This is a genomic window from Flavobacterium sp. (assembly GCF_052437795.1).
Lineage (GTDB): Bacteria > Bacteroidota > Bacteroidia > Flavobacteriales > Flavobacteriaceae > Flavobacterium.
This window is the reverse complement of record NZ_JBQVPA010000006.1, coordinates 134,707-158,808: the sequence shown is the minus strand read 5'-3', so window position 1 is coordinate 158,808 and position 24,102 is coordinate 134,707. Positions and strand designations below refer to the sequence as shown.

The following is a 24,102-nucleotide window of genomic DNA, read 5'->3' as shown; positions in this document are numbered from 1 at the left end:
CTTGAGCATCCTCATAAAAAACATGATCCCCGCCCTGCATTCCGGTTTCGAAGGAATGCACCCCGGCGTGGCCATCGACAACGTTTCCATCGACAGCCGTTCATTGCAAAACAATTCCGGTACTTTATTTTTCGCGCTGGGCGGACAGAACCGTGACGGCCATATTTACATAAAAGACCTTATTGATAAAGGCGTGATCAACTTTGTGGTAAGCCACATTCCGGTTGACGTTCGCGGTAAAGCGAATTTTTTGGTCGTTGGCAATACACTGAAAGCCTTGCAGGATTTTGCGACATACTGCCGCAACCTCTACGACTTTCCTGTGATCGCCATTACGGGCAGCAGCGGCAAGACCATCGTTAAGGAATGGCTCAACTACCTGTTGGGGCCCGATCACAACATTATCCGCAGCCCGAAAAGCTACAATTCGCAGGTGGGTGTGGCATTATCGGTCATAGGCATTAACGAAAAACATAACTTAGGGATATTTGAGGCAGGCATTTCCACCGTGGGTGAAATGGAAAAGCTACAGCCCATCATCCGCCCCGACATCGGCATTCTGACCAATATTGGCAACGCACACGATGAAGGTTTTACAGATCGGCAGGAAAAGATACGCGAGAAGCTAAAATTGTTCGCCGGTGTTAAGCTGCTTATCCTTCAAAAAAATGCGGATGTGGAAAGGGAGCTCAACCCTGATATAAAAACATTTACCTGGAGTTTTGGCGAAACCGCCGATGTGGAGGTAGCGCAACAGCATGACGGCGGCAACACGATCCTGTCGATCGCATATTACAATGGGGCTTTTGATGTTACTGTGCCGTTCAACGATGCGCCATCGATAGAGAACGCCATTAATTCACTAATGGTACTGCTTCACTTCGGTTACAGCCACGACATCATACAAGAGCGAATGGCAGGCCTCTACCCTGTCGAATTGCGATTGCAGGTGAAGAACGGCATCAACGGCTGTACGCTTATCGACGACAGCTATAGCAGCGATTACCAGTCGCTCAAGATCGCGCTCGACTTCCTTGAGCAGCATAAAACGCATACCAAAAAGGCTATCATACTGTCTGATGTGTTCCAGAGCGGATTTGAGACCGAAGAGCTTTACGCAAAGGTCGCCAAAATGCTGGCCGGGCATAACATCAGCCAGGTTATCGGCATTGGCGAGACCATCAGCAAACAGCTGGCCGACTTCCCGAACTTTTACCCTTACGCCACCACACAGGAATTCCTGTCGAATTATAAAGCCGGCTCATTTGACCATGAAACGATACTGATCAAAGGGGCAAGGAGCTTTCGCTTTGACGAGATCGTGGTATTCCTCGAGGAAAAGACACACGAAACCGTTTTGGAGATCAACCTCAACGCCATTACGCACAACCTCAACTTTTATAAAGGCAGGCTGAAGCCGGAAACCAAGATCATGGTTATGGTCAAGGCGTTTGGTTATGGCAGCGGCAGTTACGAAATTGCTAAAGCGCTGTCCCACCAAAAGGTCGATCACCTGGGTGTGGCTTTCGCCGATGAGGGCATCGCCCTGCGCAATGCAGGCATCAGCACCCCGATCATCGTGATGAACCCGGAAAGCAGTGCCTTTGCGGCCATGGCAGCGTACAACCTCGAACCGGAGATCTACTCGGCGAGGGAACTGCGGGCTTTCATTGCGGTGGCACAGCAGAAGAACCTTTCCAACTACCCTATCCACATCAAGCTCGATACAGGTATGCACCGCCTGGGCTTCCAGGAAAACCAGCTGGAAGAGCTCATTGACCTGCTGAAGAACAACAACCTCGTTGCCGTGAAAAGTATTTTCTCGCACCTGTCGTCAAGCGACAGGCCGGACTACAGGGATTTTACATTAGGCCAGATCGGCAAGTTCGAAAGCTGGTCAACCCAATTGATGGAGGCACTTAAAATAACCCCATTACGACACATACTTAACACCTCGGGCATTTATAACTTCCCGGAGGCACAATATGACATGGTACGCCTGGGCATCGGCCTGTACGGCGTGGGCAATGATGCCACCGAGCGCAAAAGCCTCGAGACCGTCGGCACCCTGAAAACCGTCATCCTCCAGATAAAAGACATTGAGCCCGGCGAGAGCATTGGCTACAGCCGCAGGTTCATCGCACCCGGAAAAATGCGCATTGCTACGCTGCCCATAGGCTATGCCGACGGCATACGCCGAGGTTGGGGCAATGAGAATGGGTACGTAACCATCAATGGGAAAAAAGCAACGATTACGGGCACCATCTCCATGGACATGATGATGGTGGATGTTACCATTATCGATTGCAAGGAAGGTGACAGGGCTGTTATTTTCGGGCAATCGCCTACCGTTGTGGAAATGGCAGAAGCATTGGGAACTATACCGTATGAAATACTTACGAGCATTTCGCAAAGAGTGAAAAGGGTGTTTTATAAAGAGTAGGCTGTGCCAGCCCGCCAAATGATCTTTGACGCCGATCAATCTACTTATTTAACCCACTTTCACATCCATTTAAGCCTTTTTGAAGAAACTGTAGCATTTTCTTTTGTATCTTAGCAATACATCAAACCAAAAAATTACACGCTTATGGGATTAATGAAAGAATTTAAGGAGTTTGCCCTCAAGGGCAATGTGCTCGACCTTGCGGTGGGTGTTGTCATTGGTGCTGCCTTTAGCGCCATCGTAAAATCATTGGTAGAAGACATTATCACACCGCTTATCCTTACGCCGCTGCTGGAACGCGCCGGGCTCAAGAACATCCAGGAACTCACATGGGGCGCCGGGGTAAAGTACGGTAACTTCCTGAGCAATGTAATATCATTCCTTATTGTGGCATTTGTATTGTTCATGATCATCAAAGGTGTGAACGCACTTCGCAAAAAAGAGGAAGCCAAACCTGCCGCGCCGCCTGCACCTACCAATGAGGAGAAACTGCTAATGGAAATTCGCGATGCCCTAAAAGCCAATAATGGCAGGCCAACTGTTTAAAATTACGTTTCCGCTACATTACATATTCGAATGTCTAACTAAACCGTCCCATGAGGACGGTTTTTCTTTTTAGCCTGAAAACATACCCCTAACCCCTCTCAATGAGGGAAGAGCTTCACTCTTATCAGAAAGTCCTCACCCCGGCCCTCTCCAAAGGAGAGGGTGACGGGACGTAACACTCTTGCCGAAAATTCTTTCGGGGTTGAGTCAGTACGTCTGAGTTTTTCCTTTATTGAGTGGGGTTAGGAGTGTGTTCACCGCGATCTAACCTTTGTGGATCTTTGCGCCTTCTTTGCGCAACTTTGCGTAATAACACCACCCGATCGGATAATTTGTTGAATTCGTGCGATTCGTGGCAAAAAACAAATTCATTTATTACTTTTGGCATTCACTTAATTCATTCAAAATTATGAAAGTTGCTGTTGTAGGCGCTACCGGAATGGTAGGCGAAGTAATGCTGAAAGTACTGACCGAAAGGAATTTCCCGATAACCGAACTTATACCTGTGGCTTCGGAGAAGTCGGTAGGCAAGGAGATCGAATTCAAGGGAAATAAATACAAGGTGGTAAGCCTTGAAACGGCCGTAAGCATGAAGCCGCAGATAGCGCTTTTCTCAGCGGGTGGCGATACCTCTAAAGAATGGGCACCAAAGTTTGCTGAGGCGGGTACAACGGTTATCGACAACTCTTCGGCCTGGAGGATGGACCCAACCAAAAAGCTGGTGGTGCCGGAGATCAACGCGGGTGAATTAACGAAAGACGACAAGATCATTGCCAATCCTAACTGCTCTACCATCCAGATGGTACTGGCGCTGAACCCGCTGCACAAAAAATACAATATCGAGCGCGTGGTGGTATCGACGTACCAGTCGGTTACCGGAACAGGCGTGAAAGCCGTGAAGCAGCTCGAGAACGAATATGCCGGCATTGAAGGCGAAATGGCCTACAAATACCCGATACACCGCAACGCCATTCCGCAGATCGACGTGTTCGAGGACAATGGCTACACCAAGGAAGAAATGAAAATGACCCGCGAGACCAAGAAGATCATGGGTGACGATTCGATAAAAGTTACGGCGACTACCGTGCGCATCCCAACCGTGGGCGGGCACAGCGAGTCGGTTAACATTGAGTTCACCAATGACTTTGACGTGAACGAAGTACGCACATTGTTAAGTGAAACACCGGGCATTACCGTACAGGACAACTTGGCCGCTTTCGACTACCCGATGCCATTATACGCCGAAGGTAAGGACGATGTGTTCGTGGGCCGCATCCGCCGTGATGAGACGCAGGACAACACCCTCAACATGTGGATCGTTGCCGATAACCTGCGCAAAGGCGCTGCTACCAATGCCGTGCAGATAGCGGAGTATTTGGTTGCTAACGGTTTAGTATAAAAGAAATTAAAGTATATTTATAACCTGCAATACTGAGAGGTGTTGCGGGTTTTTTTATTTTAAAACAATTGGTATGCTTATTGAACACAAAATACATCACGTCACATAATTTCCTATCTTTGATACAAATGCATTGCTATGGCAACAATAACATTAGATAATTCTTCACTAAAAAAATACATTGATCTGCTTCGAAAATTGGATGTGAAGTCGAGGAAGAAAATCGTGTCCGAACTTACTGATTCCATTAAAGAATCAGAAGATGAAAAAAAAGATAATGATTTCTTTTCACTATTCGGATCATGGAATGATAAAAGAGATCCTGATGAAATTATTAAGGAGATAAGAGATTCACGTATCAATAACAGAGATATTGAAACTTTCTGATGAAATATCTTTTAGACACTAATATTTGCATTCATTTCTTCAGGGGTAAGTTGAATCTTGACAAAAAACTGAAGTCAGTCGGTTTTTCCAATTGTGCGATTTCCGAAATCACATTAGCCGAACTAATTTATGGTGCAGAATACAGCGCCAATCCCGAAAAAAATCTTGAACTAGTTGATGCCTTCACTAAAGACATCGCCATAATCCCGATAATCAATTGCATTGCTTTATATGGCAAAGAAAAAGCAAGGCTAAGGAAAACAGGTAAAATGATAAGTGATTTTGACTTGTTGATTGGCACTGCTGCAATTTCTTCTGATATGATCATGGTTACGGAAAATGTTGCTGAATTTGAACGCATTGAAGGAATTAAAATTGAAAACCGGATCGTCAGGTAATTATTTCCCAAACTTTCCCTAAATGCAACATAATTGCATTTTGTAACTCTTTTTGATTTACCTTTGTGGTAATGAAAAGAAAGTTCGCCTTATTCAACCTGGCCCTGATGGCTGTTGTGCTCCTTGCTACTGCCTATCAGTCTTTTCATGCTTTCAGCCATCACCACTTGGCGGAAAGCACCCATCACCACGAACATAAAAAAGACGGCAAGCACTTCGGCATGGACAGCCATGACCACGAAGATGAAGACTGCTCTGTGTGTGATTTCCATTTCGACTACTTTGTCGCGCCGCAGGAATTTTGCCTCAGGCTCGACTTCGTTTTCAAACCCATCCCTTATACCTTTAGCAGCATAGAAGACGCTTCGGCATTCGCCGGAAGCCTGTTCTCGCACAGGGGGCCGCCGACTACATAAAAGCCTCACTATTTGACCTCACCCCCAGCCCCTCTCCAAAGGAGAGGAGAGCCGGAACGTGACAATCACACTTTAACTCAAGATGGCTTATTTGGTTGAGTAAGCGCATATGGGTGTCCCTCTCCTTTGGAGAGGGGCTGGGGGTGAGGTCTGAAGCTATGCTAATACTTTATCCAAATCCCAATGCGAATTTACATCCTCCTCCTAGCCTTATTGGCAGGAAGCTGGTGCGCGCATTCCCAGCATACCATAAGCGGGAAAGTGGCCGCGCCCAACAACATACCCCTTGACGGGGCACACATCCACATAGGCCTGCTGCACGGCAGCAGCGCACCCGATGGAAGCTATGAAGTTCATAATGTGGCCTCGGGGGAACAGCACATGTACATTTCCTACATCGGATACAAAACAATGGATACCCTTGTGAACATGCAGGGCGATGTACGGTTGGATATTGTGCTCTCGCCCGAGACCATGCAGCTTGAAGAAGTGGTTTTGGCAGAAACAAAAGTTTCAAAAAACACCACCCACGAGCAGCGCCTTACAACTGAAACTATAGAGAAATACAGCAATGCCTCGTTGGGGGACGCATTAAAGGAAGTGGCCGGGGTATACAGCTTAAGAACAGGCAGTACCATAGTAAAGCCTGTCATCAACGGGTTGCACAGCAGCAGGGTTCCGGTCATTTCCAACAACGTGCGCCTTGAGGACCAGCAATGGGGCACCGAGCACGCGCCCAACCTCGACATCAATTCGGCGGGACGGGTATCGGTCATCAAAGGCGCACCAGCACTGCAATATGGCGGCGATGCCATTGGCGGGCTGGTTTTGGTGGAGCCGGTTTCGGTGATGCAGGATACGTTATTCGGGAAAACCATCCTTACCGTCGACTCTAACGGGCGCGGCGGGAGCCTCTCCTCCTCCATCCACAAAGGCAATACTAGTGGCTGGGCATGGAATGCGGGTGGCACTTTTAAATACATGGGCGACCGCGAAGCACCCGACTATGTACTATCCAACACCGGCAACAGGGAAGCCAACTTTGCCGGGGATGTAAAATATTTGGGCAACGATTATGATACTTCTGTTTCCTATAGCTTTTATAATGCAACGATCGGTATTGCGAAAGCGACCCATATTGGTAATGTGGCCGACCTGGTACGTGCCATCAATAACGGGCAGCCGGATGTAGCAGTGCCTTTTACCTATACCATCGGTGCGCCGCGGCAGGAAGTGCAGCACCATTTGGCGAAGGCGAACTTTAATAAGCAGCTGTCGGATGATGCATCGCTTTCACTTCAATATTCCTTTCAGCTGAATAACCGAAAAGAATTTGACATGAGGCGGGGTGACTATGCCAATATACCAGCACTGGACTTAGTGCTGGCGACACATTCGGTTAATGCCGACTGGAAGAAAGTAACCAACGGAACGGAATACAAAACCGGAGTAAGCACATCGGCACAATTCAACAATGCCAGTCCCGATACCGGAGTGCGCCCGCTGATACCTACATATGATAAATATGATGCCGGGGTATATGGCATCGTTTCGCATTCATTTTCTAAAAGCCTGTCTGCGGAAGCGGGATTGCGGTATGACTTTTCGCATATCTCGGCAATGAAATATTACCAGAAGACCCGCTGGAACAGCCTTGGGTATAATGGCGTGTATGATCATTTTATCATTAAAGATACTGTAAGCCAATGGCTGACCAATCCGAGGTTTACCTACCACAATGTTTCGGCAAGCCTTGGCATCCGGAAAAGATTGTCGGCAAAATATGACCTTATGGTGAATGCCGGGTTGGCCATGCGCAACCCCAACCCGTCGGAGCTTTTTAGCGATGGCCTGCACCACAGCAACGGGACGATAGAGCTGGGCAACCTTGGCATAGAAAAGGAAAAAGCCCTGAAGCTTTCGGCTACTTTACTGAAGCATGAGGGCAACTTCAGGATGGAGGCTACACCTTATCTCAACGCGATACGCGATTTCATTTACCTGAGCCCTACCGGGGTGGAATATACCATACGCGGCACCTTCCCTGTTTTCAATTACCGGCAGGACAATGTACTGATGGCGGGGCTGGACCTGCATACCGACTGGGACATCACGAGCCATTTTCGCCATAGCTTTAATTTGGCTTACGTGCATGCTGATAATACCACAAGAATAGAACCGCTCATCGACATGCCGCCGCTCAATATCAGCAACACCTTTCGCTATACGCTTGACTGGCACAGCCTGTTCCTGGAACTGCGCAGCGAAGCGGTATTTACCCAAACCCGATACCCCGACAATAACTTTTATGCCGATGTGCCTGTAAACGGTGAGCTTGTACCAACGTATGTCGATATCAGCACACCGCCACCGGGCTACCACCTGCTCCATTTTGCTTCGGGGATGCAATTCGCTTTGGGTAAAACACTGGCATCGGTAGGCTTTTCGGTCAATAATATCTTTAACACGGCGTACCGTGATTATCTTAACCGGCAGCGGTTTTATACTGACGACGTTGGCCGTAATTTTCAATTGCAATTAAAATTCAATTATTAATCATTTAAATATTTTACAGATGAAAGATCTAAAGACCCTGACACTTGCCCTAATTACAATAACCACATTTTCCTCCTGCAGCGATGACGACAGCAACGGCCCGGTTAACGAGGAAGAAGTGATCACGACCGTATCGGCAACTTTTACTCCCCAGAATGGAGGAACACCCGTAGTACTCATATCGCGCGACCTTGACGGCGACGGGCCCGATGCACCGGTAGTTTCAGTATCTGGGCCATTTACAGCGGGAACGGTTTACGAAGGAGCGATCCATTTCCTGAACCAACTGGCCAGCCCGGCGGAAGATATCACGACCGAGATCCAGCAGGAAGGCGACGAGCACCAGGTATTTTTCCAGCACAGCGGAATAGGCACTATCGCCTACCTTGATGAGGACATGAACGGGAACCCCCTTGGCCTGTCAGTTTTGTACACTGCCACCACTACCCCGGGCGCAGGCAGCCTGACCATTACACTAAGGCACGAACCCAACAAAACCGCAGAGGGCGTTGCTAATGGCAATATTACCAATGCCGACGGAAGTACCGATGCGCAGGTAAATTTCTCTGTAGTCGTACAATAATTCAACAGAATTCTTTCCAAGAAGATCTCCCGAAATGTCGGGAGATTTTTTATTTACATAAAATTTCTTAAAATATTTATAAATATTTATTAACTTTATTAAAACATAAGAACATTGCATGACAAAACTTTACCTTTATGAATTCACAATTTACAAAGATCGTCAGGATATTGCTTGGGCTTATCCTCATTGCATTCGGCGCCAATAAACTTTACCCATTTATCCCGTTACCACAGCCATCGCCGGAAGCGGCAGATTTTATGGAATCGCTTGCGAATACAGGTTATGTGCTGACCATCGTAGCCGTTTTTGAGATCATTATTGGCCTCCTGCTTCTTTTAAAGATATGGGTACCTTTCGTACTGCTGCTGTTGATCCCGCTATCGCTAAATATCCTCATGTTCCACCTGTTCCTTGATGTACCTTCTATAGGCACAGCCATACTTGTGGTGGTGATGAACGGTATTTTGCTGTATAAGCACCGTCAAAAGTACAGGCCGCTCTTTACATAGGCCAAAGAAGCTGAAAACTGCGCGAAGGGCTGCAAAGGACCGAAGATATAGGCTATCCCTTTTTATGTCCCCAAATAAATGCTATGTCTTGCAACACTTTGCGGCTTCCTTGTGCAGTTCCATTTCCTGTTGCAGGGTATCTTCAAATTGTTATTTTTGTAGATATAACAATTTGACAATGAAAAACACCGTAGTGGCGCTCGCGGCGGCCTTCGGCCTTACTATGAACGCACAAACATCCAAACCCCCGATACAATATCCCGAGACTAAAAAGGGCAGTGTTACCGACGATTATTTTGGCACTAATGTTCCCGATCCGTACCGTTGGCTGGAAGACGACCGCTCTGCCGAAACCGCAAAATGGGTAACCGAACAAAATAAGGTCACTTTTAGCTATCTCGACAAGATCCCATTTCGCGATGCGATAAAAACCCGCATGGAAAAGCTGTGGAACTATGAAAGGATCTCTGCACCTTTCAGGGAAGGCGATATTTACTATTACTATAAGAACAATGGCCTCCAAAACCAGTCGGTACTGTACCGTAAGGATAAGAACGGCAAAGAGGAAGTTTTCCTTGACCCGAATACTTTCTCCAAGGACGGCACAACATCGCTGTCGCAGGTACAATTTACCAAAAAAGGTGAATTGGCAGCCTATATGATCTCTGAAGGCGGAAGCGACTGGGGAAAGATAATCGTGATGGATGCCCTTACCAAAAAGCTTACCGGCGAGACTATTGAAAATGTGAAGTTCAGCAGCATATCCTGGAACGGAAGTGACGGCTTTTATTATTCTACTTACGAAAAGCCCGAAGGCAGCCTGCTTTCGGCGAAGACTGATACCCATAAACTGTACTACCATAAACTGGGCACACCGCAAAACAGTGATAAAGTTATTTTTGGAGAAGGCCAAAAGCGCAGGTACGTGGGCGGCTATGTAACCGAAGACGGGAGTTACCTCATCATCACGGCCGCCAACTCAACATCGGGCAAAGAACTGTTTTTACTTGACCTGAAGAATCCTAAAAGCGGTATCGTGACCCTTGTGGACAACATGAACAACGACAGCTCGGTGCTCGACCACCGCAACGGCAAACTATACATCTATACCAACTACAATGCGCCTAATGGCAAGGTGGTAGTTGTTGATGCCAAAGCCCCGCAGCAAGCCAATTGGAAAGACCTTATACCTGAAAGCAAAAATGTGCTTTCCCCTTCAATGGGTGGCGGGTATATTTTTGCCAAATACATTAAAGATGCGGTTTCTGTGGTAACTCAATACAACTATGACGGCAAGCCGGTGCGGGAGATAAAGCTGCCAGGATTGGGTTCTGCAGCCGGATTTGAAGGCAGGCCTGACGAAAAGATACTCTACTACTCCTTTACCAACTACATTGTGCCCGGCACCATTTACTCGTACGACACATCTACAGGATCTTCAACTATTTACTCAAAGCCCGATGTTAAATTCAACAGCGATGATTATGTATCGGAGCAGGTATTTTACACTTCCAAAGACGGCATAAGGATACCAATGATCATTACCTACAGAAAGGGCCTGAAGCGCAACAAGCACAATCCGACCATGCTTTATGGCTACGGCGGCTTCAACATAAGCCTGACCCCTGCTTTCAGTGTGGCCAACCTGGTGTGGATGGAAAATGGAGGCATTTATGCTGTAGCCAACCTTCGCGGGGGCGGCGAATATGGCCGCAAGTGGCATGATGCGGGGACAAAACTGCAGAAGCAGAATGTGTTTGATGATTTTATAGCTGCTGCCGAATATCTCATCAAAAATGACTACACCTCACCAAATTACCTTTCCATAAGGGGAGGAAGCAATGGCGGACTGCTTGTTGGCGCGACCATGGCACAGCGTCCTGAACTATTTAAAGTAGCGCTTCCGGCAGTTGGCGTACTCGACATGCTGCGTTACCACACCTTTACATCGGGTGCGGGCTGGGCTTACGATTACGGTACATCAGCCGATAATGCCGAAATGTTCCATTACCTGAAGGGTTATTCGCCGCTTCACAATATTAAGGCAGGCACAAAATACCCAGCGACACTGGTCACTACAGGTGACCATGACGACAGGGTGGTACCGGCGCACAGCTTTAAGTTCGCCGCCGCATTACAGGCTGCCACTACTGCCAATTCTGCCCCGGCACTCATCCGCATTGATGTGAACGCAGGCCATGGAGCAGGTAAGTCGGTAGCACAAACAATTGCCGAGCTTACCGACATACAGGCATTCACGCTTTATAATATGGGAATAGAGCCGCAAGCAATGAAAGGCAGAAAAGGCAGACCGGCAAGGCGCATCCCTTCGGATAAAAGTATCAGGAATAAAAAGGGCTAGATAGTGATCAACTTTTCATCGCACCTTACAGGTTTAAAAACCTGTAAGGTGTTTTGCTTAGAACTTTTACTTAAAGCAGATATTACAACAAATACCCCAGCTGTATCGACCCATAATAAAACCCGGTGATCACATTATTGGAAAGTTCCTTGCCACGGTAATGTAAGGAATAAGAGAAATTCCACCGGTCACGGCGGTACTTAATGCCTGCATCGGCATTGAAGCGGAAAGGGATCAGCGGGAAGGTTACGGGGCTGTCGTCATTAAAGGGGCTGCCCTCAATGGTGGCGTCATGGTTCATGTACTGCACAGTGGGATTCAGGTAAAGGAACAGGTCGCGCTTTTTATAGTCACGGTCGCGGCTCAATGTGGCACCGTGCAATGCCGAATCGTACATGGGCACCAGCAGGCCACGCAGGCTGATGCGCGCCATCGGCCCAACGCAAACACTCGTCCAGATCGTACCGGCGTTTATTTCCCCCTGAAGGTGGAGATCAATTTTCTCATGGTATTTTTCCCTGAGTACTTTATGCGAATACACTACCTGAAGCTGCGCCACAGGCGTAGTCACGATCTGGTACTGCCAGCCTTTTACAGTAGGATAGCTAAAAAGCTTGTGCAGTCCTTCCTGGAATTCCTCAGCATAGGACTCCGGCCCCACTACCCCACCCTGCAAATTAATTTTGAGGACGCTCTCATTCGTATAAAAAGTATTGATGCCCGCTTCAGCAAAAAGATACCCTGCGAACGGCCTGTCGTTTACATTAATATCGCCTGCGCGGACGGATTGCGGATTGTAAATGTATTGCCCTATGCGAAATTCAGTAATTTTCTTTGCGACCTTATCATCGCTCCTTTTTCCGAGATACCGGTAAAAGAATTCGAGCCCATTGGTATAATACTGGTCGTTTATTGGGGATGAATACAGGTCGTTATCGGAAATTATGCCGATCTCTGCCGGCTTTTGTGCCCATGCCACAGCACAGCACAACAAGGTTATGGTGGCGGTAAGGCTATTTTTCATTGCGGTGTGCATCAAGGTCAACATAGCGCATCAGCTTAATGATCCTGCCCTTGCGCCTTTCGGTATATCCGGACGAGCGCGTAGCCCTGAATTTATATGGGTTAGGAAGGATAGCGGCAATACCGGCGGCCTCATTTTTAGTAAGCCTAGAGGCGTCTTTGTGGTACCAGTGATGCGAGGCGGCCTGCGCGCCATATACATAAGGCCCCATCTCTATGCTGTTCAGGTACACCTCCATAATGCGCTCCTTGCTCCACAGCAGCTCTATGAGCACGGTAAAATAAGCTTCAAGCCCTTTGCGGACATAACTCCTGCCCTGCCAGAGGAAAACATTTTTTGCCGTTTGCTGCGATATGGTACTGCCACCCTTTAACTTTTTACCCTTTTCATTGTTGGCATAGGCCTTTTGCATGGCTTCGAAGTTAAAACCGTGGTGTGTCAGGAACCTGTCATCCTCACTGGCAATGACCGCCTTTTGAAGGTTGGGCGAAATTTCCTCCAGCGGCACCCAGTCGTGGCTGGAAGTCATTTCCTTTCCGTCAAACTTCTGTTCCAGGGCGCGCGTCATCATCAGCGGTGTGAACGGCACCGGGACAAAACGGAACAACACTACCGACCCAACCGACAACACGATGAACCAAAGGCATAATTTGAAAAGGAAGCGGAAAATTTTGCGAAACATACTGAGGGGTTTATGGCTGCGAAATTACGAATTATTATAGCACGTAATATCTGGGGCAATAGAATAACCCTAATTATAAAGATAAAAAAACTGCCCCATTCCTGAGGCAGTTTTGCGATCTAAGTTAGTGAACGATCATTTTTTGATGAAACGCAATATCGTACGTGTGCTATTATCATTGACCTCGATCAGGTAGTTGCCTCCCGCAAGGCCCGATATATCTACCGAACCGTTCATCGGAGTGCCTTTTCCTGCCTGCTGGCCCGAAATGGTATAGATCACATACGTTGCTTTTTCTGAAATATTGGTAATGTTCAGTACACTTTCCGATGGGTTAGGATACAGGGAGATCGCCACGTCAGACAAAGATCGTCCATCTTTAGCCGAGCCACCAATGATCACCGTATAATCTTCCACCTCGCCATACGAGAAGGTTTCGCAGGCGGTCGGCACGGCATTGTATTTCATCGAGACCCTAATTCGTGTAGAACCGTTCGTTGCCGATGCCGGAATAGTAAATGTACCACTCACAGGCGTAGTTGTCGAAGCCGTCCTGCTCCACACCAGTTCGCCCGGATCAGAGAGATCACCATCGCCATTGTAATCGATCCATACCGCATAGCCTTCGCTGTAGGTGCTGCCCGTCCAGGCAGGTGTAATGGTAATGGTGTAGGCAGTGCCCTTGCTTACCGAAGTGGAAAGCGATGTAAAGTTGCCATACCCTGCATTGGCTCCCGACAGGTTGTTGATGGTACCGAACTGCACCCTGTTAATGTACTCATCAGCTACGCTGTTGCCCTTGGAGGTACAGTAGGTTACGGTATTGCTCAGCGTCGTTACATTCACCACATTGCTTGACGCAGAAATATTGCCTGCCGCATCTTTCGCTTTTACAGAGAAGGTATAGGCCGTAGCAGCCGTAAGCCCTGTCACGGTATAAGTAGTCCCTGTTACGCTGGTTAACATTGTCGAGCCCTGGTACACATCATACCCGGTCACACCTACATTATCTGTAGCACCGGTCCATGCGAGGCTGGTCGAGGTTTGGGTCGTACCCGAAGCTGTAAGTGTTGGTGCCGTCGGTGCGATGGTATCGGCTGTGGCAACCTGTATGTTGACGGTATAATCTTCCACCTCGCCGTAGGAGAACGTTTCGCACGCTGTTGCCACGCCGTTGTATTTCATTGACACCCTCATCCTTGTCGCACCTGTAATGGCAGTAGCCGGCACGGTAAAGCTTCCGCTGGCCGGAGTTGCCGTAGCGGCCGCCTTACTCCAAACCAATTCACCTGCATCGTCAAAATCCTTGTCACCGTTGTAGTCGACCCATACCGCATAGCCTTCTGCGTAGGCAGTGCCGCTCCACGTTGGCGTAACAGTAATAATATAGGCGGTACTTTTGCTAAGGTTGGTTGAAACCGATGTAAAGTCCGTATACCCACCTGCACCTCCGGCAGAAGCATTATTGATAGTGCCCAGCTGCACGCGGCTGATGTATTCGTCGGAAACATTAGTCCCTGCCGATGCGCAATAGGCTGCGGCCACGGCAAGTGTAGTTACATTCACGGTATTGCTCGAGGCCGATGCATTCCCTGCCGCGTCTTTGGCTTTCACCGAAAAAGTGTAGGCTGTAGAAGCTGTCAATCCAGTTACGGTATACGTTGTGCCGGTTACATTCGCTTTTAGTGTTGTGCCCTGGTACACATCATAACCTGTCACACCGATATTATCGGTAGAAGCCGACCAGGATAAGTTGGTTGTCGTTTGTGTTGTGCCTGAAGCCGTAAGGTTAAGCGGGGTGCTTGGCGGGGTTACATCGCCACCACCGCCTGTAATGGTAAAGTTGGCATTCGAAATATCAAAGAAGATATGGCCCGAGCCTTTTACCATGATCCGGTTCGTTGTCCCCGGGTTGTTCGGTACCGTGATGGCTTGCGTGCCGTCATTTGGTGTACCGCTTAGTATTGTTATCGGGTAGGTATCGCCGCCATCGGTAGAAAGCAGGATATCCACATTGGCAGCATTTACGCCGTTTGCCGTTGTACCCGCCACATTCCACGTTACGGTTTGCGTTGAGCCTGCAGCCCATGAAACCGCGGTATTCGGTGCGCTTACGGTGAACGGCCCTGCAGTGCCGTTTACGGTCACAACCATATCATCACTATTGTTAGCCGGGCCGCCAATGTGGTTATCGCGTAAGGTAAGCCTAAAGCTCATGGTACGTGCTACATTAGGTACAGCTTCCCATTGCCATGAAGTAGCCCCGGTCTTGATGGTTTGCATCCGTGGGAAAACACGGCTCGGGCCTGCTGACGGCACATACGAGCGGAACGCCGGCCCAGATGTAGCCGAAACACTTGGATAGGTCGTAGAAACCGTACCTGAGTTCATCTGCTCCCAGCAATAGGTGAGCCCCGTGTTGTTAGCATCGCTGCCTGAGCCTGTCAGCATGAACGGCGTGCCTTTCGGTATGGTATAGTCCGCACCGGCATTAGCTGTAGGTATGGCATTGCCGGTCGTGGTATTGGTTTGGCAGCTGGTGGTCTTTACATAATTGGTCACCTGCTGTATGCTCACCGCATGGAAGAACGGGTCGCTGTGCGGCTGTACATCTGTAGCGCCGGTAATACCCGCGTACCCCATAATGGTCGTGCCGCTACCCGGCTCATTTTGCACACCCGTACCTTCATTGCTAAAGGTAAAGGTATGGTTTGCACCAAACTGGTGTCCCATTTCGTGCGCCACAAAGTCGATATCAAAGTTATCGCCCACAGGCACGGTACTGGTAGTGAAACCGCTACCCTTGCCGCTGGCGCATACGCAACCGATACAGCCCGCATTGCCATTATTGCCAATAGCCGACATGAGGTGGCCGATATCGAAACTGGAGTTGCCAAGCACACTGCTGAGCGTCGACTGCAATTCGCTGTTATAGTTGGCATCGCTGCTTCCGTATGGGTCGGAAGATGCGCTGGTATAGATCACCGCATCCGTATTGGATATCAGCACCATATTTACGCCAAAATCCTTTTCGAACACACCGTTCACGCGGGTCATAGTCGCATTGATGGCAGCAAGGGCAAAGGCTTTCGTGCCTCCGTGATAGGAGGTATATTCGCCGGTTACGCTCATGGCGAGACGGTAGGTGCGCAGCTTCCCGTCATCGGCATTAGGACGCGCCTCAAGGTCGGCAGCGATCTGGCGCTGGGCGTGATCCACAACTTCACATTCAAATTTGGTAAATGGCTGCGCTTTTTGCGTACGCTTATAAACCGTGTAGGTTTTAAGGTCGGCCGAGTACGGCTCGATGAACATGGCAGGCCTGTCGGCAGCTGACAGCATCATCTGCAGGCCAAGTGGCGAAACACTGAAGCGTATCACCGCGGTGGGATCGTCGATACCCTGGCCCGCATAGGATCTAATTTCAGGATAGCGGGCAGCGAGCTCGGGATCCATGACCGGGGCTTCAACGATCCGGAATCGCTCAAGGCTACCTTCAGCGTTCGGGAACATGATAACAGTGTTCGATTTGACGGTCCCCCTTAGCGGCGCTTTGGCAAGCTCGGCCTTCATGGCAGGAATGTCAAGGTTGAATAAATGTTTAGAAGGCAGCACTTCCCTATTCTTAATTGTTGGGATACCGCTCCTTTCAGGTGTGGCTTTCCAGAATAATTTGCCCTCCTGTGCAAATGCAAAGCCGGAAACAGCCAATGCGATGATAAGTAATTTGTTCTTCATATTTAAAGTTTCATGTTGGCATAAAAGTATAATATTTTACAAACAAAAAATAAAATATTTGTTAATAAAATAACGATTATATCAAAATAGACCGAAATAATCACAGATTAAATAATTATCTAAAAATAACATATAGTTAGATAATGTGTTAAAACCGTAATATATTTTTAAAAAGGCAGTTAAAATGGCGACCTTGGAAATGGATTGGAAAAATATCAGTAATTTCACGGACTTAAAATCCCCCCATTTTAGGATGAAAAGCAACACTAAACTATTCATAGCCATACTTGCGGGCCTCGTTTTAGGCGTTGGCCTCGGCTATTTTATATACAAGGGCTATCCTAAAGAGGACGCTAAAGAGTTTGCCACCAGGATAAAGCTGCTTGGCACTATCTTTATCCGCTTGGTCCAAATGATCATCGCGCCGTTGGTGTTTTCCACACTTGTAGTGGGTATAGCCAAAATGGGAGATATGAAACTGGTAGGCCGTGTTGGCGCCAAAGCCATGGGGTGGTTCCTTTCGGCATCACTGGTTTCACTACTGCTGGGAATGGTGCTGGTAAACTGGCTCGCACCGGGCAAGGACACTGACGTAACTATGGAAAGTGTCGCTTCGGCAGATGAACTGGTACAGAATGTCGACGCTTTCTCACTCGAAAAATTCATTACCCACGTAGTACCGAAAAGCATTGTAGAGGCCATGGCCACCAATGAGATATTGCAGATCGTGATCTTCTCCATACTCTTCGGCATCGCGCTTTCATCCATTGGCGAGATCGCGAAGCCGGTAATTAAAGTCCTGGACACCGTTGCGCACGCCATCCTGAAAATGGTAGGCTACATTATGTGGGTAGCGCCATTTGGGGTGTTTGGAGCAGTTGCGGCCGCAGTTGCAGTATATGGGTTCGACATCTGGAAGCTATATGCCAACTACCTTGCCGCCTTTGCCTTTGGAATACTGATGTTATGGGTACTACTTCTTGGAGTAGGCTACCTGGTACTTGGCAACAGGCTCTGGACATTGCTGAAAAGGCTTGCCAGCCCGCTGCTTATTGCCTTTTCGACTACCAGCAGCGAGGCCGTTTTCCCGAAACTTACCGAAGAACTGGAACGATTTGGGTGTGACCCTAAAATAGTTTCGTTCACTTTACCGTTAGGATATTCGTTCAATCTCGACGGCAGCATGATGTACATGACCTTTGCGAGCCTTTTCATCGCGCAGGTATACGGCATCGACATGCCCATCGAAAAACAATTGCTAATGCTCCTCGTGCTGATGCTTACCAGCAAAGGCGTTGCAGGCGTACCTAGGGCATCGCTGATCGTTGTGGTAGCCACATGCGCCATGTTCGGCATACCACCGGAGGGCATCGCGCTGATACTGCCGATCGACCATTTTTGCGACATGGCACGAAGCATGACCAACGTATTGGGCAACGCACTGGCTACAAGCGCGGTGGACAAATGGGAAGCAAAAAATACATAATCAATCATCAAACACACATAATTTATGGACAGTTTTCACTGGACGCAACTTTTAAACCCTGAGTTTTATATTAACCTCCAAATTGGCGGCGTGCCCGTAGGCATCTACGTTGTTCTGTTTATCGTTTTTGCCGAGACCGGCCTTTTTGCAGGCTTCTTCCTTCCGGGCGACAGCCTTTTGTTCCTTGCGGGCATTTACAGCAATGAGCTTATGGCAACGGTCATGCCTATGGACAGCGATTTCCTTAACGTAACGGTGCTTTCTGTATTCGTTGCCCTTGCCGGTATCGTAGGCAACACTTTTGGATATTGGTTCGGCTCAAAAAGCGGCACGTACCTTTACAAGAAAAAAGATTCATTCTGGTTCAAGAAAAAATACCTCATCCAGTCGCAGGAATTCTTTGAAAAACACGGCGGCAGGGCCATCATTTTTGCACGTTTCCTTCCGGTGATCAGGACATTCGCCCCTATCATTGCAGGCGTTGTAGGCATGGAAAAGAAAAAATTCATGCTATTCAACATCGTCAGCTCTGTACTTTGGGCCTTTACACTGATATTTGCCGGGCATTACCTGCAGGAGCTTTTCCTTAGCTGGTGGAATATCGACCTTAAGTCGTATATTGAGTACATCATCATCATTATCGTTCTTGTAACTACCGTGCCATTGGTTCTTAACGCCATAAAAGGCAACAAGGTAACTGAGCAGGAGGCTGTAGAAGAAGCTACCGATGATGAGACCAACATCATGCCTAAATAAGGTGCAGCTTAGCTATTGGGAGATCGAGCACTGGTTTACGAATGTTGACTACACCATTGTGGGTAGCGGTATCGTAGGCCTGCACACTGCGCTAAGACTGCGTGAACGTTTTCCCAACAGCAAGATACTCATCATAGAAAAAGGGCCTTTGCCACAGGGAGCGAGCACCAAAAATGCCGGCTTCGCATGTTTTGGCAGCCTGTCAGAAATTATTTCCGACCTGAATAACCATACCGAAGAGGAAGTTATCTCCCTCATACAAAAAAGGTGGCAGGGATTACAATTACTTCGTAAAAGGCTCGGCGATACTGTGATTGATTTTAAACCCTATGGCGGTTATGAGCTTTTCCTAAAAGATGATGCAGCGGGATATGAAGATTGCCTGCGTAGGATGCCTTTTGCGAATGAGGTGCTGAGGCCGCTTTTTAAAGCCGATGTGTTTGCTAAGGAGGTTGACCGCTTCGATTTTAAGGGAATTCAGGAATACCTCATATTCAATCCGTTCGAAGGCCAGATTGATACCGGCCTTATGATGCAGGCACTCCTTAAGGAAGCCGTAGCACAAAATATCCTTATACTCAACTCGCAAACCGTTACCTCCTACCACGAAAGTCAGGATGGCGTCTTTGTAGGGCTTGGCGATTTCAGCTTTACCACAAAAAAACTGCTATTTGCTACTAACGGCTTTGCAGGCGGCATTACCAAAGGCGCCGTTACACCCGCACGGGCACAGGTGCTTATTACCAAACCAATACCCAATCTTGACATACGGGGCACATTCCATATTGACCGTGGCTATTATTATTTCCGGAATATCAACAACCGGATCCTTTTCGGGGGCGGGCGAAACCTCGACTTTGAGGGCGAGACCACGACCGAATTCGCACAGACGGAACTTATCCAGAATCAATTAGATAAAATGCTTCGCGATGTGATACTCACAAATACCGACTTTAAAATCGACCATCGCTGGAGCGGTATTATGGGCATGGGCAGCCAGAAGAACCCAATTGTTCAGCAATTATCTGACCATGTATATTGCGGCGTAAGGCTGGGCGGCATGGGTGTTGCGATAGGCAGCATAGTGGGCATGGAGCTGGCGGATTTAATATAGGCCTCACTTATTCCAATTACCAGCCAAAAGTTTAATTTTGGTAAACTTTATGTAACCAAATCATATCATGAAAAAAATTTTATTACTAACCATCAGCATCATGGGATTATCGGCTTCGGCACAACAGCACATGACGCCCGAACTGCTCTGGAAAGTGGGCAGGGTAAGCGCCCTGGGCATTACGAAAGACGGCAAAAGCATTGTTTATAAAGTAGCAACACCCAATCTTGCCGAAAATAAATCCGATTCAAAGTTCTACACCATTCCGGTAAACGGCGGCAATGCCGTGGAAGTAAAGGATTATAAGGAACTACTGAAAGACAAATCCCTTTCTCCGGATGGCAAATTTTCACTTTCATCGAAAGAAATAAAAGTTGAGAAAGTGAACGGTTCGGATTTTTACCCCCAGCTGGACAAATCGACCGTACAGGTGTACAACGGCCTGGACTACCGCCACTGGGATACATGGAATGACGGAACGCACAACCACGTAGGCTACTCGCCTGTGGATAATAAGGATGGGTTTATCGACATCATGCCAGACGAGCCGTATGATTCCCCTCAAAAACCTTTTGGCGGCGAGGAAGACTATACATGGTCGCCAGATGGTAAAAGCATCATTTATGTAGCCAAGAAAAAGGCAGGGACGGAATATGCCACAAGCACTAATACCGACCTATACCAGTATGACCTTGCCACAAAACAGACGAAAAACCTCACGCCAAACAATCCGGGGTATGATACCAATCCTGCCTTTTCGCCGAACGGCGACCTTACCTGGCTGCAGATGAAGCGCGACGGCTATGAGGCCGACAAGAATGACATCATTGTACGCCATAAGGGCATGGATATTAACCTGACTGCCGGATGGGATGGCACCGTAGACAGCTTCACGTGGAGCACCGATGGCAAAAAAGTATATTTTCTCGCCGCGGTAGATGGCACCAAGCAACTGTTCGAAGTGAACTTCCCGGGACTGACCAAGATTGCCGTTAAGGTTACCCAGGTGACCGATGGCTATTTCGATGTGAACAATGTGGTAGACTTTGCAGACGGGAAAATAATCCTGGAAAGGGCCGACATGAATCACGCGTCGGAAATATACAGCTATGAACCGAAGAAAAAAGTGTGGACACAGCTGTCTAAAGTGAATGACAAGTTTTACTCGGGCATAAAAATGAGCAAAACCGAAAAGCGCTATGTAACCACTACCGATGGCAAAAAAATGCTGGTATGGGTCATATTGCCGCCCGATTTTGACGCTAAAAAGAAATACCCAGCGATATTATACTGCCAGGGCGGACCACAGAGTGCACTAACGCAGTTCTATTCCTACCGTTGGAATTTCCAGGTGATGGCGGCACAGGGTTATATCGTAGTTGCACCAAACCGTCGCGGAATGCCGGGCCATGGCGTAGAATGGAATGAAGCCATCAGTAAGGACTGGGGTGGGCAGGTAATGAACGATTACCTTTCCGCGATTGACGATGTGGCCAGGGAACCATATGTGGATAAGGCGCGTTTAGGAGCCGTTGGCGCAAGCTACGGCGGCTATTCGGTGTTCTACCTTGCCGGGATACACAATAACCGCTTTAAAACGTTTATTTCGCACTGCGGGGTATTCAACCTGCAAAGCATGTACGGTACTACCGAGGAAGTGTTCTTCAACAACTGGGATGCAGGCGGGGCTTACTGGGAAAAGGAAAATGCAGTGGCCCAAAAAAGCTACGGCGAATTTAATCCCATCAATATGGTAACAAAATGGAATACTCCCATACTAATTATCCAGGGCGGTAAAGATTACCGTGTGCCTATCGGGCAGGGCCAGGAGGCTTTCCAGGCAGCGCAATTGCAGGGCATCAAGAGCCGCTTTATCCTGTTCCCTGATGAAAACCACTGGGTGCTCAAGCCGCAAAATGCGCTCGTTTGGCAAAATGAGTTCTTCAAATGGCTCAGGGAAACTTTGTAGAATATTCATTAAAAGTTAAGGTTTTGTAAATTTTCTGTACTTTAGCGCCTTGACTGTAATTAAACAAATAAAAACTATGTACAACTTTTCAGTAAAACCGTTTTTAGCAGCAACACTGCTCGTAGCGGGAATGCAGGCGGGCTTTGCGCAGGATTACCTGGTTAACTCGCTCAAGAACAACCAGAGCGCCAACAGCGCTGAAGCATTTAAATTCACAGATGTCATCAATATCGAAAATACACCGGTAAAGAACCAGGGATCATCGGGTACGTGCTGGAGTTATTCAGCCAACTCGTTCCTGGAATCGGAGATGATACGCATGGGCAAGCAGCCTATCGAGATATCTCAGGTATATACCGCACGTAACGCTTATGTTGAAAAAGGAAAGAACTACGTAAAGATGCACGGCGCCATTACATTAGGCGATGGTGGTGCGCTGCACGACGTGATCAACATGTACCGCAAGTACGGCGCGCTTCCGCAAAGTGCCTACACCGGACTTAACTATGGCACATCGAACAATAAATTCGGAGAGATGCAGGCTATGGCGCAAGGCGTTCTTGAAGCCGCGGTGAAGAACCCGAACGGTGAGCTTTCGCCAAACTGGGTCAAGGCATACACTGCTGTTCTTGACAGCTACCTTGGCGAAGTGCCGCAAAGCTTTGACTATAAAGGCAAAAAATATACCCCACAGACTTTTGCTAAAGAGGTGGTAGGCATTAACCCGGATGAATATGTAGAGATATCTTCGTTCAAAGAGCACCCGTATTATTCTAAGTTCGTACTTATGGTGCCGGACAACTGGTCGCTGGATATGGTATACAACGTAAAGATGAACGACCTGACAGCCATCATCGACAACGCACTTAAAACAGGCTACACTGTAGGCTGGGCAGGCGACGTTAGCGAGAAAGGCTTTAGCTGGAAAAATGGTGTGGCATACATCCCTTCCAAGAACTTTGCGGATATGACTGCTGAGGAAAAAGAGAACATTTTTAAAGGCCCGCAGGCTGAAATGGAGATCACTGAAGATATGCGCCAGATCGCATTTGACAACTACCAGACACAGGACGACCACGGTATGCACATTGTTGGCCTTACTAAAGACCAAAATGGCAAAGAATACTACATCATAAAGAATTCATGGGGCGCTACCAATGACTACAAAGGTTACATGTACATGAGCAAGAACTTCGTGAAGTATAAAACTACGGCTATCCTGCTTAATAAAGGCGGCATACCAAAAGAACTCGCAAAAAAGATGGACATTAAATAATTTGATGCCTATAAAAACAAAACCCGAAGTTGTTACTTCGGGTTTTGTTTTTTAAACCTTTGCGGCCTCCTTAAGCTTATTCACAAAATTCCGGGCATCTTTCCTGTTATTTTTAGAAACTGTAATGCTCAGCAAGCCTTTTTCCGTTTCAATTGTAATTCTGTATTTCCTTTCTATATTATATATAGCAAGCAAAGTCAGGGCTATAGCTATTCCATAACCGGCGGCTCTGTGAAAATTATGAAAATTTCCTCTAAGGTCCATTAACGCTGCAATAGCAAGCGGGAGAAATAGTAGCAATATCGATCTAGGCGTAACTCTACTTCTAAAGTCTGCCGCTTTGATCTTCGGAATGGCGATCTGCTTCTCACCGTTGTCAAAAGCAAAAACCACCCGGTCACTGAATATCATCCCACAAGTATTGGAAAAAATCGGGGTATCTTCCATGCCGCAAA

General features: G+C 47.8%; 19 protein-coding genes. 15 read left to right on the top strand and 4 right to left on the bottom strand.

The window, feature by feature from the left end; all coding sequences use genetic code 11:
- Nucleotide 1 precedes the first annotated feature (1 nt).
- The 10 genes from ACT6R0_RS17440 (at nt 2) to ACT6R0_RS17395 (ending at nt 11,602) form a co-directional block, all read left to right on the top strand.
- Complete coding sequence (locus ACT6R0_RS17440; RefSeq protein WP_444655145.1) at nt 2-2,443, top strand: bifunctional UDP-N-acetylmuramoyl-tripeptide:D-alanyl-D-alanine ligase/alanine racemase; 2,442 nt, start codon at nt 2-4, stop codon at nt 2,441-2,443.
- A gap of 144 nt (nt 2,444-2,587) precedes the next feature.
- A complete protein-coding gene (gene mscL / locus ACT6R0_RS17435) occupies nt 2,588-2,989 on the top strand; it encodes a large-conductance mechanosensitive channel protein MscL (protein WP_444655144.1) in 402 nt (133 codons plus the stop codon).
- Between the two features lie 409 nt (nt 2,990-3,398).
- Nucleotides 3,399-4,388 carry an aspartate-semialdehyde dehydrogenase gene (locus ACT6R0_RS17430; RefSeq protein WP_444655142.1) on the top strand — a complete coding sequence of 330 codons (990 nt, stop codon included), beginning with the start codon at nt 3,399-3,401 and terminating at the stop codon, nt 4,386-4,388.
- 138 nt (nt 4,389-4,526) lie between these two features.
- Nucleotides 4,527-4,775: a hypothetical protein gene (locus tag ACT6R0_RS17425; RefSeq protein WP_444655141.1), complete on the top strand. Its 249-nt coding sequence runs from the start codon at nt 4,527-4,529 to the stop codon at nt 4,773-4,775.
- Nucleotides 4,775-5,173 (top strand): PIN domain-containing protein, encoded by a 399-nt coding sequence (locus ACT6R0_RS17420; protein ID WP_444655140.1) that lies wholly within the window; start codon nt 4,775-4,777, stop codon nt 5,171-5,173. Before ACT6R0_RS17425 ends, ACT6R0_RS17420 begins: the two co-directional genes overlap by 1 nt.
- 71 nt (nt 5,174-5,244) lie before the next feature.
- Nucleotides 5,245-5,589, top strand: a complete 345-nt coding sequence (locus ACT6R0_RS17415; RefSeq protein WP_444655138.1) for a hypothetical protein — start codon at nt 5,245-5,247, stop codon at nt 5,587-5,589.
- Nucleotides 5,590-5,772: 183 nt separating this feature from the next.
- The gene (locus tag ACT6R0_RS17410) at nt 5,773-8,145 is read left to right on the top strand and encodes a TonB-dependent receptor (RefSeq protein ID WP_444655137.1); all 2,373 of its coding nucleotides are present in this window, start codon (nt 5,773-5,775) and stop codon (nt 8,143-8,145) included.
- 19 nt (nt 8,146-8,164) lie between these two features.
- Nucleotides 8,165-8,728 (top strand): type 1 periplasmic binding fold superfamily protein, encoded by a 564-nt coding sequence (locus ACT6R0_RS17405; RefSeq protein ID WP_444655136.1) that lies wholly within the window; start codon nt 8,165-8,167, stop codon nt 8,726-8,728.
- A gap of 137 nt (nt 8,729-8,865) precedes the next feature.
- Complete coding sequence (locus ACT6R0_RS17400; RefSeq protein WP_444655135.1) at nt 8,866-9,240, top strand: DoxX family membrane protein; 375 nt, start codon at nt 8,866-8,868, stop codon at nt 9,238-9,240.
- A 178-nt stretch (nt 9,241-9,418) separates the two neighbouring features.
- Complete coding sequence (locus ACT6R0_RS17395; protein ID WP_444655134.1) at nt 9,419-11,602, top strand: prolyl oligopeptidase family serine peptidase; 2,184 nt, start codon at nt 9,419-9,421, stop codon at nt 11,600-11,602.
- Nucleotides 11,603-11,684: 82 nt separating this feature from the next.
- Here ACT6R0_RS17395 and ACT6R0_RS17390 read toward each other — a convergent pair whose 3' ends face one another.
- The 3 genes from ACT6R0_RS17390 to ACT6R0_RS17380 all read right to left on the bottom strand — a co-directional run bounded on the left by ACT6R0_RS17390 (nt 11,685) and on the right by ACT6R0_RS17380 (nt 17,046).
- Complete coding sequence (locus ACT6R0_RS17390) at nt 11,685-12,626, bottom strand: lipid A deacylase LpxR family protein (protein ID WP_444655132.1); 942 nt, start codon at nt 12,624-12,626, stop codon at nt 11,685-11,687.
- Nucleotides 12,616-13,308, bottom strand: coding sequence for a monofunctional biosynthetic peptidoglycan transglycosylase (gene mtgA / locus ACT6R0_RS17385; protein ID WP_444655131.1), 693 nt, complete (start codon nt 13,306-13,308; stop codon nt 12,616-12,618). Before mtgA ends, ACT6R0_RS17390 begins: the two co-directional genes overlap by 11 nt.
- A 135-nt stretch (nt 13,309-13,443) precedes the next feature.
- On the bottom strand, nt 13,444-17,046 hold the full coding sequence (locus tag ACT6R0_RS17380) for a GEVED domain-containing protein (RefSeq protein ID WP_444655130.1): 3,603 nt from the start codon (nt 17,044-17,046) through the stop codon (nt 13,444-13,446).
- A 253-nt stretch (nt 17,047-17,299) separates the two neighbouring features.
- On the opposite strand from ACT6R0_RS17380, the gene ACT6R0_RS17375 reads away from it, so the two are divergent.
- The 5 genes from ACT6R0_RS17375 (at nt 17,300) to ACT6R0_RS17355 (ending at nt 23,647) form a co-directional block, all read left to right on the top strand.
- Entirely contained in the window at nt 17,300-18,532 is a 1,233-nt protein-coding gene (locus tag ACT6R0_RS17375; RefSeq protein ID WP_444655129.1) for a dicarboxylate/amino acid:cation symporter, read from the top strand.
- A 24-nt stretch (nt 18,533-18,556) separates the two neighbouring features.
- Nucleotides 18,557-19,288 (top strand): DedA family protein, encoded by a 732-nt coding sequence (locus ACT6R0_RS17370; RefSeq protein WP_444655128.1) that lies wholly within the window; start codon nt 18,557-18,559, stop codon nt 19,286-19,288.
- Between the two features lies 1 nt (nt 19,289).
- Nucleotides 19,290-20,402, top strand: a complete 1,113-nt coding sequence (locus ACT6R0_RS17365; protein WP_444655171.1) for an NAD(P)/FAD-dependent oxidoreductase — start codon at nt 19,290-19,292, stop codon at nt 20,400-20,402.
- A 67-nt stretch (nt 20,403-20,469) separates the two neighbouring features.
- A complete protein-coding gene (locus ACT6R0_RS17360) occupies nt 20,470-22,371 on the top strand; it encodes a S9 family peptidase (RefSeq protein WP_444655127.1) in 1,902 nt (633 codons plus the stop codon).
- Nucleotides 22,372-22,447: 76 nt separating this feature from the next.
- Entirely contained in the window at nt 22,448-23,647 is a 1,200-nt protein-coding gene (locus tag ACT6R0_RS17355) for an aminopeptidase C (protein WP_444655126.1), read from the top strand.
- Nucleotides 23,648-23,698: 51 nt separating this feature from the next.
- Here ACT6R0_RS17355 and ACT6R0_RS17350 read toward each other — a convergent pair whose 3' ends face one another.
- Nucleotides 23,699-24,094: a hypothetical protein gene (locus ACT6R0_RS17350; protein WP_444655125.1), complete on the bottom strand. Its 396-nt coding sequence runs from the start codon at nt 24,092-24,094 to the stop codon at nt 23,699-23,701.
- Nucleotides 24,095-24,102 lie beyond the last annotated feature (8 nt).